Below are 11,925 nucleotides of genomic sequence, written 5' to 3'. Positions count from 1 at the left end.
AGATAAAGGGCTGCAAGCATGTCCATTCTGATTTCGCTGCTGATCACCGTTCTCGTCATCGGCCTCGTGCTCTATCTCGTGCGGATGCTGCCGCTCGATGGGCAGATCAAGAACGTCGTGCAGATCATCGTGATCGTGATCGGCATCATCTCGCTGCTGCGCTATCTCGCTGTTTTTTAAGGCGATTGACGGCGCCACCGCGCTGGTTCAGACTTCATGAGGTCCAGAGGGCCCCGGACGATCCCGTCCCGGGGCCTTCTTCCGTTTTCAGGACGTGACCGCGATGAATGCGCCGAACCGCAACGGCCATATCAGGCTGACCTCCCACCCGGAGCCGGGCGGCGCGGCCACGCGCTTCCCGATCAAGTGGGGCGCTCCCAACGCCGCCGAGCGTGGGCCCATCATCGCCTCGACCACCAATCCGGCCGACCGCAACGTCATCGGCGCGCATGGCGGCTCTTATTCGGTCTATCGGGCGCTGGCGATCTCGGCTCGCGCGATGAACCCGCAGCAGCGGCCGGACCTGACAAACACCTATCCGACGGCGGAAATCCTGCCCCAGCCGCAATGGGCCGACCCGAAGAGGATCGTCTCGCTCGATCCGTTCGGCCACACGGTCGCGCAGGATTTCGGCAAGCTGATCGGCGAGGGCATCGACATCCGCCCGTCGATCGCGATCACCAAGGCCAGGCTCAACCTGCCTGAGATCCTCGCCGCGATGGGCGCCCATCGCCTCGCTGCGGACGGGCATATCCTGCACGCCTCCGGCGATATCAGCGTCACCAAGATCGCGGTCGATCCGGTCTGGTACCTGCCGGGCATCGCCGAACGGTTCGGTACCACCGAGAGCGAATTGCGCCGCACGCTCTTCGAGCAGACCGGCGGCATGTATCCCGAGCTCGTCACGCGGCCGGACCTCAAGGTCTTCCTGCCGCCGATCGGCTCGATCACCGCCTATGTCATGGGCGAGGCCTCGCGCCTTGCCGATCCGAAGGCGCGCATCGCCTGCCGCGTCCATGACGAGTGCAACGGCTCGGACGTCTTCGGCTCCGACATCTGCACCTGCCGGCCCTATCTCACGCATGGCATCGAGGAATGCGTGAAGGAGGCCCAGAGCGGCGGCGTCGGCCTGATCGTCTACAACCGCAAGGAGGGCCGGGCGCTCGGCGAGGTCACGAAATTCCTCGTCTACAACGCCCGCAAGCGCCAGGAGGGCGGCGATTCCGCCGCGACCTATTTCGAGCGCACCGAATGCGTCGCAGGCGTCCAGGACGCCCGCTTCCAGCAGCTCATGCCGGATGTGCTGCACTGGCTCGGCGTACCGCATATCGACCGGCTGATGTCGATGTCGAACATGAAATACGACGCCATGGTCGAGAGCGGCATCACCATCGGCGAGCGCGTCGCGATCCCGCCCGAGCTGGTCCCGCCCGACGCCTCCGTCGAGATCGAGGCCAAGAAGGCTGCGGGGTATTACTCGCCTGACGGCGCCCCCGGCGACAACGCCCTGAAGTCGACAGTCGGCCGCGACCTCGACAAGTTCTGATTCCGCCACGCCAACCGAGTTGACGATGCCCGATCGCGATCCCGAGGCGTTCCGCGCCCTGTTGAAACCCGCTGCCGTGCGCGAGCGCGCGCAGGAAATGCTGGAGCTCGGCCTCGCCGGCCAGCTCCTGCATTTCAGCGTTCACCCCGAGCGGCTCGAAGCCTGCGCCGACTATGTGCTGGAGACGATCCGCGCGAACTATCCGACGCTCGACATCCCCTTCCATGCGCGCTGGCGCCATTTCACCGTCGATGGCGAGGATCGCTGGCAGAAGCTCGACCGGGAGGCGAACTTCGCAAACCATGCCGCGCGCGGCCGCGCAGCCTATGATCTCGCCGTCGTCAGTGTCCTGCTCGATGCCGGCGCCGGCCCGGACTGGCGCTATCGCGATGCCGCGACGGGCCGCGAGATCGGCCGCTCCGAGGGGCTGGCGCTCGCCTCGCTCGACATGTTCGCCGCAGGGCTGTTCTCCAGCGATCCAGCCGATCCCTTGCGGGCCGATGCGGCCGGGCTCAAGCGCCTCGATGCGGCCGCGCTGGCGCACGGCTTCCAGGTCGGGCCGGGCAATCCGCTGCTCGCGCTCGAAGGCCGCGCGGCGCTGCTCAACCGCCTCGGCGAGGAGTTGGAACGGCAGGGTCTGTCGCGGCCGGGCGCGCTGTTCGATCGCTTCGCCAAGGCTGCCGATACCGGGACGCTGCGAGCCCCGCATATGCTGGGCGAGGTGCTCGGCACTTTCGGCGGCATCTGGCCGTCGCGGCTGACGGTCGCCGGCGTCGCGCTCGGCGACACCTGGCGCCATCCCCTGATCGCGCCGGGAAAGCCGACGGAGGGCCTCGTGCCTTTCCACAAGCTTTCGCAATGGCTGACCTATTCGCTGATCGAGCCGTTGCAATGGGCCGGCATCGCCGTGGTCGACATCGACGAGATGACCGGCCTGCCGGAGTACCGCAATGGCGGGCTCTTTCTCGACAGCGGTGTCATCGCGCTGAAGCATGAGGGGGACCGGACGAAGGCGCATGAGGTCTCGTCGCCGCTCGTGGTGGAATGGCGGGCGCTGACCGTCGCCCTGCTCGACGAGGTCGCGGTGCTGATCCGCCAGCGTCTCGGGCGCTCGCGCGAAGAACTTCCGCTCGCCAAGGTGCTCGAAGGCGGGACCTGGGCAGCCGGGCGCCGGATCGCGCGCGAAAAGCGTGTGGATGGCGGGCCGCCCTTGACCATCGTCAGCGATGGCACGGTATTTTGAGGGTAAGCCAAGGTCCGAGAGATAGAGGGGTAACCGGCGTATGACTTCGAGCCAGGACGGCGTCACCGTCGTCGACCACCCGCTGGTCCAGCACAAGCTCACGCTGATGCGCGAGAAGGACCGCTCGACCAAGAGCTTCCGCCAGCTCCTCAACGAGATCGGGATGCTGCTCTGCTACGAGGTGACGCGCGATCTGCCGACCGAACTGATCGAGATCGAGACGCCGCTGCAGAAGTCGATGCAGCCGGTCATTGCCGGCAAGAAGCTGGTCTTCGCGCCGATCTTGCGCGCCGGAGTCGGTTTCCTCGACGGCATGCTGGAGCTCGTCCCGGCCGCCCGCGTCGCCCATATCGGGCTCTATCGCGACCCCGATACGCTCCAGGCCGTCGAATATTACTTCAAAGCGCCCTCCGATATCGCCGATCGCATGATCGTGGTGATGGACCCGATGCTGGCGACGGCGAATTCCGCCGTAGCGGCGGTCGAGCGCCTGAAGGAGCGCGGCGCCCGGGATCTGCGATTCATGTGCCTGCTGGCTGCGCCGGAGGGCATCGCGCGCCTGCGCGGCGCCCATCCCGATGTCCGGATCTGGACGGCGGCCATCGACGAGCGGCTCAACGACCACGGCTATATCGTCCCCGGTCTGGGAGATGCCGGCGACCGCATGTTCGGCACGCGCTGAGCCCGTCCCGACACGAAGCGGCCCGCCCCGTTTCCGGAGCGGGCCTGGCCTGAAGGACAGACGGCCTGGGGTTAAAGCCGCCCGTCTTTCGGGTCGTGTGCGGTGTTATTCGATGATCTGCACGATGCGGCGCGTCTGCGGCTCGACGATCACCGTGCGGTCGTTCACGACCGTGTAGCGATAGTTCGAGGCGTTCGGCGCATAGTCGGCCGGCAGCTGGTGGTAGACGACGCCCTGCTGCGGCAGCACCGTGCCGACCGCGACCGGCTCGGCATAGGTGTAGGAGGGGACGCGCTGCTCCACCACATAGGTGCGGAACTTCGGCTCGGCCGCATCACCGATGATCGCGCCGACCACGGCGCCGCCGACACCGCCGACCACCGCACCGACCGGGCCACCGACAACGGCGCCGCCGACTGCGCCGGTCGCGGCCCCGCTGGTCGCACCGCCGACCGCGCCGCCCGAGGGCTGGTTCTGGGCAAAGGCAACCGCCGGGGTGATCGTCAGGGCGGCAACAAGAGCAAGTTTCTTGAACATGGTATGTCTCCTTTCGAAGCGAACCTTCGGCGAGGACAACCGCAACGTGCTCGATCAGTTCCCGGAAAGCGGGTCACGAGATGTTAACGTTCGGCAACCGGACGCAGAAAGAGCTTCAGGAACAGAGGCTTGCCTGGTCATGACAAAGGCGTGCTCCGGCGCCTGAGCGACGCTGCCGGGCCTGAAACGCAAACGGCGGGCCCGAAGGCCCGCCGCATGGTCGTCGGCGTCTCGCGTCGGTTTACTGCTTCGATGCGGCCGAGAGGGCCGGCGTCAGCTTGTCGGCGTCGCGCTTGATCAGGGCGGCGAAGCCGGCCGGCGTCCGTTCCTCGGCGGTCGGCAGCACGGTACCGAGGTCGAGCAGGCGCTTCTTGGTGCCCTCGTCGTTGAGCGCCTTGTTCAGCGCGTCGACCAGCTTGTCCACGGCCTCCTTCGGCATGCCCTTCGGCCCGGCAATGCCGTTCCAGGCCTCGATCTGGTAGTCCGGCAGGCCGGCTTCCTTGGTGGTCGGGACATCCGGCAGCGCCGGCGAGCGCTCGGCCGAGGCGATGGCATAGGCCTTGATCGTGTTGGCGCGAACCTGCTCGGCAACGGAGACGATCTGGTCGCACATGAAGTCGACCTGGCCGGAAACGAGGTCGTTCAGCGCCGGGCCGGTGCCGCGATAGGCGACGGCGTTGATCTTCGGCGTGCCGAGGATTCCCTTCAGCAGGGTGCAGGTGGTCCAGGAGACCGAGCCGAGGCCGGCATGGGCCTCGTTGAACTTGTCCGGATTGGCCTTGACGGCGGCGACGAAGGCCTTGAGATCGGGCGCCTCGAGGTTCTTGCGCGCGACGATCAGGATCGGCGTGCCGCCGGCGAGGCCGATCGTCTGCATGCCGTTGATCGGGTCGTATTTCAGGCCGGGATAGGTGGCGGGCGCCGCCGAGAAGGTGCCCAGATGCCCCATCGCGATGGTGTAGCCGTCCGGCGCTGCTGTGACCGCGCGCGTGATTCCGGTCGTGCCGCCGGCGCCGGCGACGTTTTCGACGACGATCTGCTGGCCGAGGGTCTTCGACATGTTGTCGGCGACGATGCGGGCGATGATGTCGGTCGGGCCGCCGGCCGCGAAGGGCACGATCATGGTGATCGGCTTCGTCGGGTAGCCCTGCGCCTGCGCGGTGCCGGCGAAAGCCAGCGTGGCGGCTGCGGCAAGGCCGAGAGCGAGCTTCTTCATGCGTATTCCTCCCTGGAGATTGCGTGAAATGAAACTGGAGGGCGGCCGCCGGGGCGGCAACCCCGTCATTCGGTGAAGACCTCTTCGCGCTTCTTGGCGATGGAGGGTAGCAGGGCGATCGCCAGCACGAGCACCGCGACGATCAGCAGGCCCAGTGAGATCGGCCGGTTCTGATAGTCGATGAAGGTGTAGAACGAGCCGCGCGAGATGATCAGCGCTTGCCGGAGCTTCTCCTCCATCAGCTTGCCCAGCACGAAGCCGAGCAGCATCGGCGCAGGCTCGAAGCCGAGCTTGATCAGCAGGTAGCCGAACAGGCCGAACAGCGCCGTGAAGGCGACGTCGAGCGGCTGGTTGTTTACCGAGTAGATACCGATGCAGCAGAAGATCAGGATCGCCGGGAACATCAGTCGGTAGGGCACCTGCAGCAGCTTCACCCAGACGCCCACTAGCGGCAGGTTGATGACCAGCAGCATCAGGTTGCCGATCCACATCGAGGCGATCATGCCCCAGAACAGCTCGGGGTTGCGTGTCATGACCTGCGGGCCGGGGATGATGCCGTGGATCGTCATCGCGCCGACCATCAGCGCCATGACCGCATTTGGCGGGATGCCGAGCGTGAGCAGGGGGATGAAGGCGGTCTGCGCGCCTGCATTATTGGCCGATTCCGGTCCTGCCACGCCCTCGATCGCACCCTTGCCGAAGCGCGACGGGTCCTTGGCGATCTTCTTCTCCATCGTATAGCTGGCGAACGGCCCGAGAACCGCGCCGTTGCCCGGCAGGATGCCGAGGATGCCACCGATGAAGGTGCCGCGCAGCACGGGCGCGGCGGATTGCTTGATGTCGCTCCAGCCCGGCAGCAGCCGGCCGATCTTGTTCTTGACGACGTCGCGCGCCTCGGGGCTCTCAAGATTGCGCAGCACCTCGGCGAAGCCGAACACGCCCATCGCCAGCACCGAGAAGTCGATGCCGTCCGAAAGCGAGGCGACGCCGAAGGTCAGGCGTTCCTGCCCGGTCTCGAGGTCGGTGCCAACTGTCGAGAAGAGCAGGCCCAGCATGATCATGCAGAAAGCCTTGAGGATCGAGCCGCGCGCCAGCACGACCGCGAAGCACAGGCCCATCACCATCAGCGAGAAATACTCGGCCGGACCGAACAGCAGCGCCATCTTGGTCAACGGCGCGCCCAGCGCGGCGATGAAGACAGTGGCCACGCAGCCGGCGAAGAAGGAGCCGATCGCTGCGGTGCCGAGCGCTACGCCGGCGCGGCCCTGCCTGGCCATCTGGTGACCATCCAGCGTGGTGACGACGGAGGTTGCCTCGCCGGGGATGTTGACCAGGATCGCAGTGGTCGAGCCGCCGTACTGCGCGCCGTAATAGATGCCGGCGAGCATGATCAGCGCGCCGGTCGGGTCGAGTCCGAAAGTGATCGGCAGCAGGATCGAGATCGTCGCGATCGGCCCGACACCTGGCAACACGCCGATCAGCGTGCCGACGAGGCAGCCGGCGAAGCAGAGCGCCAGGTTCTGCAGCGTCAATGCCACGCCGAAGCCGAGAGAGAGGTGGGAAATCGTCTCCATCATCGCTCAGATACCCAGAAGCCAGGGCGCGAGCGGGATGGGCAGGCTCAGCGCGTATTTGAACAGAAGGATGCAGGCAGCCGACATCGCCACCGCGAAGATCAGCAGCTCCTTGAGCTTGCGGTCGTCCGCGGCGAGGCCGGAGAAGAAGATCAGCAGCGGCCCGGAGACGAGCAGACCCAGCGCCGGAACCTGGATCGGGCCGATTTCAAAGCCACGGATGGTCAGCCCGAACAGGCAGGCTCCGCCCAATGCAAAGAAGATGGCGCGCCACGACCAGCCCTGCAGCTTCTCGCCATGGTAGCGCACCGAGGCCAGTGCGAGAACGATACCGAGCACGCCGCAGATCACGGCGAAGGTCTTGGGCAACATGCCGGGGCCGAGCTGGCGCAGGGTGCCCGTCGGCAACTCCCATGAGAAGAAGAAAGCGCCGATCGCCAGCAGGATCATGAACAGGCCGCCGGCCAGATCCTGCGTCGATCTTACGCGCAGACCCTGTGCCCGCTCTATCTGGTTCAAACTCATGAGGCTTCTCCGATTGGCGACCCGGTGCGGGCGGTTCGTTTCTGCGGTTTCGGTGCCACGAAGGGCAGGACGTGGCGTTCGTCGAGCAGCGTCACGCTTTCCCTGAGGATCGCGAGGAAGTCGTCGCGGGAGGGCAGCTTCTGCTGCGGACGCCAGGAGACGCCGACAAGCGCGCCCGGCGGCGGCGGATCGAGCATCGCGCCGCGCAGGCGCCGCATCGTCACGCCGGGGAAGGACAATCGCGAGACCCAGTCAGGCGCCAGCGCCATGCCGAGCCCGGCCGCGACCGCCGACATCATCGCCGGCTTCTCGGTCGCCTCGATGGTGACGTTGGGAACCGCGCCGACGCTCTCGAAATAGGCCATGACCAGATCGTAGGCGTAAGGCCGGATGCGCTTGGACGGCACCACGAAGGGCTCGCCGACGAGATCGAGCATGGTCAGGTGCTCGCGCGCGGCAAGCGGATGGTTCTCGTTCAGCACCACGATCGGGCGCTCGACCCGCAGAATCTCGAAGGCGCAGTCGGTCGGCTTGCGGGGCGGGCGAGTGAGCGCGAGATCGAGCTTGCCCGCTTCCAGCATCTGGACGAGCGCGGCCGTCATCGCCTCGACGAACTTGATCTCGATGCCGGGGAAGCGGGCGCGGAAGGCCATCAGCGCCTCCGGCACGAAGCTCGACGAGGCCGCGTCGATCGCGCCGACGCGCAGCACCTTCCCCGAAGCGAGCGAGGCCTCCCGCACGGCACGCGAGGCATGCTCCATCTTGACCAGGATGCCCTTGGCTTCCTCGAGCATGATCAGCCCGGCGCGGGTCATCGCGACCTGCCGGGTCGTACGCGTGAGCAGGGCGACGCCGAGTTCGTCTTCGAGGGCGCTGATCTGCCGCGATAGCGCGGGCGGCGCGACGCCGAGCCGCTCGGCTGCCCGGCCGAAGTGCAGCTCTTCCGCCACCGCGATGAAACATCGCAGTTGCCGCACATCCATGAGCCGTCCCCTGTCCCGTGTATCGCTTGCCGCGATATCTCTATCGGTGGCCGTCGCCAATAGCGGTTCCGACCAAGGTGTCGATCCTACAGAAATTCATAATCTTTTGACAACAAAGCCTTTCGGCTGAGTGCCGTCAGGACGCCCGGCTGATGAGAGGCCCGGAAAAGATATGCGGGATCAGGCGGTTGGGGCGGGTCTGGCCTGGGCGATGCGCGCGATGCGGCCATCGATCAGGGCGAGCCCGACGAAGATCGCAGCCATGCCGGCGAAATGGCGCGGCAGCAATTCCTCTCCCAGGAGGCCGGAGCCGAGCAGGATGGCGCTGACAGGGATCAGGAAGGTGACGAGCATGACGTTGCTCGGCCCGGCCGTGCGCATGATCCGGAAGAACAGGAGATAGGCGAGCGCCGTCGAGATCAGCGCCAGTCCGACGAGGGCGAGAAGAGCCTGCTGAGACGGCATCGGCAGCGTCCAGGGCGGATGCATGACGAAGACGATCGGGATCATCATCAATGTCGAGGCCGAAAGCTGACCCGTGGCGGCGACCAGCGGCGACACGCCCCTGAAACGCCGGCCGAGCAGGCCGGAAAAGGCATAGGAGACCGCGGCGAGGATGCAGGCGAGCTGCGCCGCCAGATTGGAGCCGAGGCCGCTGAGCGCATCAGGCCCCATCAGGATGGCGACGCCGATGAGGCCGGCCAGCACGCCGCCGAGCTTCAGTCCTGTCGCCTTCTCGTTGCCGAAGCAATGCATCACCAGCACTGCGAAGATCGGCGTGGTCGCGTTCAGGATCGAGGCCAGACCACTCGCGATCTGCTGCTGGCCCCAGAGGAACAGGCTGAACGGGATCAGGTTGTTGAGGATGCCCATCCCGAAGAAGGCGAGCCAGAGTTCGCGCCCGACCGCCATCGACTGGCCTGCGATTCGCACGACCAGAAGCAGCGCCAGTGCCGCGAGGCCGACGCGCACCTGCACCACGGCGAAGGGCGGCCATTCCGCAACGGTCAGCTTGTTGAAGAAGAACGAGCCGCCCCACAGGATCGACAGGACGATCAGCAGGAACCATTCGAACGGGCCCATGCGCAGCGCGGGAGCGGAGGTCGGCGGTGTCATGGCGGAAGCTCTGCTCGCTGGCCGGGTCATCCCGCGTCAGTAGGCGGCCGGGCAAGGCCCGGCCACCCGGATTCTGCGCGCTCAGGCAGCTTCGGCGTCGCGCGCCTGCCACATCGCCTGGAAGGCCGGGCGCGCCTGGCAGGCTTCGAGCCAGGCCTTCACGCGCGGATGGGCGTCGAAGAGCTGCGTCGCCGGCTTGGCGTAGCGGATCACCTCCGCGACGTTGATGTCGGCGACGGTGAAGCGGTTGCCCATCACGTAACCGCCATTCTCGGCCAGCGTCTTGTCGAGCACGCCGAAGGGACCGGGTAGGGCGGCGAGCGCAGCCTCGACCAGCTCAGGCTTGCGCTTCTCCGGCGGATAGGCGGCGAGATGGAACTGCAGGTTGAGCGCATGGCTCTCGCATTCGGTCGCGGCCCAGAGCGACCACATCACGGCCAGCCCTTCCTCCTGCGCGTCCTTCGGAGCGAGCGGGCCGCCATGCTTGCGGGCGAGATAGAGGTTGATCGCCAGCGATTCGTGCAGCTTGAAGCCGTTGTCGTCGATGCTCGGGATATGGCCGTTCGGGTTGATCTTCAGGAAATCGGCGCTGCGGGTGTGCAGCGGCACGCCCGGCGCCTTCGGATCGGGCAGGCGATAGGCCTGGATCACCGGCACATGGTTGAAGGGCAGGCCGAGCTCGTTGGCGAGCCAGATGACGCGCGTCGCGCGCGAGCGGTAACAGCCATAGATGGTCAGGGACATCGGCGGAATCCAGCGAGAGAGGGCGGACGGCGACGAGGCCGACTGAAAGCGCCGGTTCGTCACCTGAGACAATAGGCCGGGCAGGCCGCATCGGCCAATGCCAATGATCGGCCCGCGAGCGAGGTAAAAACCGTTTGACGCGGGCGCTTTGCGGGTGCATTGGCCTCGTGCCTCCGGCCCCTGCGGCCGGCTGCTCACAGGAAACCCCGACCCGATGCCAAGCGACAGTCCCAGCCGACAGTCGAAGCCGTCCGCCGCCGCCTCGCGCGCCTGACCGGGTCCCCCGGCTCGCCTGCGATCCGGCCACGACGGCCCGATCGCAAGGAATAGAGCCATGAACGATACCGCCGCCACGACGGACCTCCTTGCCGTGACGCTGGCCCAGACGCTGGCGCAGGAACACGTCGCCGACATCGTCGAGACGTTGAACGACCAGGACGACGCGACCATCGCGCATGTCCTGGCCGAACTGCCGTTCGAACGTGCCGTCGAGGTGCTCGACCAACCCGAGCTCACCGCCGCCGCCGAGGCGGTGGCGCTGCTGCCCGACCAGCGCGCCGGTGCGCTGCTCTCCGCCATGTCGGCGGACCGGGCGGCCGACGTCTTCCAGGAGTTCGACGAGGAGACGCGCGCGCGCGTCAGCGGGCGTCTCGATCGCCAGACCCGCTCCGATCTCAAGAAGCTGCTGGCCTATCCCGAGCACAGCGCCGGCTCGATCATGACGACCGAGTTCGTCAGCGTGCCCTCGAACTGGACGGTGCAGCAGACGCTCGACCATATCCGCCGCGTCGAGCGCTCGCGCGAGACGGTCTACGCGATCTACGTGCTCGATTCCGTGACGCGCAAGCTGGTGCGCGCGGTCTCGCTCAGGCGCCTGATCAGCGGCGATCCGGAGGCGCCGGTCGAGTCGGTCGTACCGGCGCACAAGCCGATCTGCGTCACTCCGGAAATCGATCGCGAGGAGGTGGCGCGCCTCATCACCAAATACGACCTGCTGTCGGTGCCTGTCGTCGACGCGGAAGAGCAGCTCATCGGCATCGTCACCTTCGACGACGTCATCGACGCGATGATTGCCGAGACGACCGAGGACGTGCAGAAGCTCGGCGGCATGGAGGCGCTGGACCAGCCTTATAACGAGATCGGCTTCGTCGCGATGATCCGCAAGCGCGCCGGCTGGCTCTCGATCCTGCTGGTCGGCGAGATGCTGACCGCATCCGTCATGCAGTTCTTCGAGGGCGAGCTCGAGAAGGCGATCGTGCTGACGCTGTTCATCCCGCTGATCATGAGCTCGGGCGGCAATTCCGGCTCGCAGGCGACTTCGCTGATCATCCGGGCGCTGGCGCTGCGCGAGGTCACGCTGAAGGACTGGTGGCGGATCGCACTGCGCGAATTGCCGACCGGCCTCACGCTCGGCAGCATCCTCGGCGTGATCGGCGTCGCCCGGATCGTCGCGTGGCAATGGCTCGGCTTCTACGATTACGGGCCGCACTGGATGCTGATCGCCGCAACGGTCGGCGGCGCGCTCGTCGGCATCGTTACCTTCGGCTCGCTCGCCGGCTCGATGCTGCCTTTCGCGCTGAAGCGGCTCGGCTTCGATCCCGCCAGCGCTTCGGCGCCCTTCGTCGCGACGCTGGTCGATGTCACCGGCCTGGTCATCTATTTCGGCGTGGCGGCGCTCATCCTGACCGGGACGCTGCTTTGACCAAATGAAAAAGCCCGGGACATCGGTCCCGGGCTTTTTAGTGTCTATGTCGCCGTT

Annotated in this window: 12 protein-coding genes; 5 read left to right on the top strand and 7 right to left on the bottom strand. The window is 66.6% G+C overall.

What is annotated here, in order from left to right:
- Positions 1-18: 18 nt before the first annotated feature.
- The 4 genes from AC1RLU_RS10820 (at position 19) to upp (ending at position 3,471) form a co-directional block, all read left to right on the top strand.
- Complete coding sequence (locus tag AC1RLU_RS10820) at positions 19-180, top strand: Thivi_2564 family membrane protein (protein WP_091855869.1); 162 nt, start codon at positions 19-21, stop codon at positions 178-180.
- 103 nt (positions 181-283) lie between these two features.
- Complete coding sequence (locus AC1RLU_RS10815) at positions 284-1,546, top strand: GTP cyclohydrolase II (RefSeq protein ID WP_492795505.1); 1,263 nt, start codon at positions 284-286, stop codon at positions 1,544-1,546.
- A 25-nt stretch (positions 1,547-1,571) separates the two neighbouring features.
- Positions 1,572-2,789, top strand: a complete 1,218-nt coding sequence (locus AC1RLU_RS10810) for a URC4/urg3 family protein (protein WP_492795503.1) — start codon at positions 1,572-1,574, stop codon at positions 2,787-2,789.
- A 40-nt stretch (positions 2,790-2,829) separates the two neighbouring features.
- Complete coding sequence (gene upp, locus AC1RLU_RS10805) at positions 2,830-3,471, top strand: uracil phosphoribosyltransferase (protein ID WP_061964799.1); 642 nt, start codon at positions 2,830-2,832, stop codon at positions 3,469-3,471.
- A 105-nt stretch (positions 3,472-3,576) separates the two neighbouring features.
- Here the strand turns inward: upp and AC1RLU_RS10800 are convergent, their stop codons facing one another.
- From AC1RLU_RS10800 to AC1RLU_RS10770, 7 genes are all read right to left on the bottom strand, one after another.
- On the bottom strand, positions 3,577-4,008 hold the full coding sequence (locus tag AC1RLU_RS10800; protein WP_492795502.1) for a DUF1236 domain-containing protein: 432 nt from the start codon (positions 4,006-4,008) through the stop codon (positions 3,577-3,579).
- Positions 4,009-4,249: 241 nt separating this feature from the next.
- Complete coding sequence (locus tag AC1RLU_RS10795) at positions 4,250-5,224, bottom strand: tripartite tricarboxylate transporter substrate-binding protein (RefSeq protein WP_492795501.1); 975 nt, start codon at positions 5,222-5,224, stop codon at positions 4,250-4,252.
- A 65-nt stretch (positions 5,225-5,289) separates the two neighbouring features.
- The gene (locus AC1RLU_RS10790) at positions 5,290-6,801 is read right to left on the bottom strand and encodes a tripartite tricarboxylate transporter permease (protein ID WP_492795500.1); all 1,512 of its coding nucleotides are present in this window, start codon (positions 6,799-6,801) and stop codon (positions 5,290-5,292) included.
- A gap of 3 nt (positions 6,802-6,804) precedes the next feature.
- Positions 6,805-7,323, bottom strand: a complete 519-nt coding sequence (locus AC1RLU_RS10785; protein ID WP_492795499.1) for a tripartite tricarboxylate transporter TctB family protein — start codon at positions 7,321-7,323, stop codon at positions 6,805-6,807.
- Complete coding sequence (locus AC1RLU_RS10780; protein WP_492795498.1) at positions 7,320-8,306, bottom strand: LysR family transcriptional regulator; 987 nt, start codon at positions 8,304-8,306, stop codon at positions 7,320-7,322. Before AC1RLU_RS10780 ends, AC1RLU_RS10785 begins: the two co-directional genes overlap by 4 nt.
- A 180-nt stretch (positions 8,307-8,486) precedes the next feature.
- Complete coding sequence (locus AC1RLU_RS10775; RefSeq protein WP_244492698.1) at positions 8,487-9,422, bottom strand: DMT family transporter; 936 nt, start codon at positions 9,420-9,422, stop codon at positions 8,487-8,489.
- Positions 9,423-9,503: 81 nt separating this feature from the next.
- A complete protein-coding gene (locus tag AC1RLU_RS10770) occupies positions 9,504-10,166 on the bottom strand; it encodes a glutathione S-transferase family protein (RefSeq protein ID WP_492795497.1) in 663 nt (220 codons plus the stop codon).
- Positions 10,167-10,500: 334 nt separating this feature from the next.
- Between AC1RLU_RS10770 and mgtE the strand changes: the two genes are divergently transcribed.
- The gene (mgtE, locus tag AC1RLU_RS10765) at positions 10,501-11,868 is read left to right on the top strand and encodes a magnesium transporter (protein ID WP_061964785.1); all 1,368 of its coding nucleotides are present in this window, start codon (positions 10,501-10,503) and stop codon (positions 11,866-11,868) included.
- The last annotated feature ends 57 nt before the right edge of the window (positions 11,869-11,925 follow it).

The sequence above is a fragment of the Allobosea sp. GW822-FHT05A11 genome, from assembly GCF_058800455.1.
The sequence above is the reverse complement of the archived record's forward strand: the minus strand, read 5'-3'. Positions and strand labels throughout refer to the sequence as shown.

Bases quoted from the DNA above. Each gene is read 5' to 3' on its own strand.
- mgtE (WP_061964785.1), top strand. From the start codon at position 10,501: ATGAACGATACCGCCGCCACGACGGACCTCCTTGCCGTGACGCTGGCC.
- AC1RLU_RS10775 (WP_244492698.1), bottom strand. From the start codon at position 9,422: ATGACACCGCCGACCTCCGCTCCCGCGCTGCGCATGGGCCCGTTCGAA.
- AC1RLU_RS10770 (WP_492795497.1), bottom strand. From the start codon at position 10,166: ATGTCCCTGACCATCTATGGCTGTTACCGCTCGCGCGCGACGCGCGTC.
- AC1RLU_RS10790 (WP_492795500.1), bottom strand. From the start codon at position 6,801: ATGATGGAGACGATTTCCCACCTCTCTCTCGGCTTCGGCGTGGCATTG.
- AC1RLU_RS10820 (WP_091855869.1), top strand. From the start codon at position 19: ATGTCCATTCTGATTTCGCTGCTGATCACCGTTCTCGTCATCGGCCTC.
- AC1RLU_RS10810 (WP_492795503.1), top strand. From the start codon at position 1,572: ATGCCCGATCGCGATCCCGAGGCGTTCCGCGCCCTGTTGAAACCCGCT.
- upp (WP_061964799.1), top strand. From the start codon at position 2,830: ATGACTTCGAGCCAGGACGGCGTCACCGTCGTCGACCACCCGCTGGTC.
- AC1RLU_RS10815 (WP_492795505.1), top strand. From the start codon at position 284: ATGAATGCGCCGAACCGCAACGGCCATATCAGGCTGACCTCCCACCCG.
- AC1RLU_RS10785 (WP_492795499.1), bottom strand. From the start codon at position 7,323: ATGAGTTTGAACCAGATAGAGCGGGCACAGGGTCTGCGCGTAAGATCG.
- AC1RLU_RS10795 (WP_492795501.1), bottom strand. From the start codon at position 5,224: ATGAAGAAGCTCGCTCTCGGCCTTGCCGCAGCCGCCACGCTGGCTTTC.
- AC1RLU_RS10780 (WP_492795498.1), bottom strand. From the start codon at position 8,306: ATGGATGTGCGGCAACTGCGATGTTTCATCGCGGTGGCGGAAGAGCTG.
- AC1RLU_RS10800 (WP_492795502.1), bottom strand. From the start codon at position 4,008: ATGTTCAAGAAACTTGCTCTTGTTGCCGCCCTGACGATCACCCCGGCG.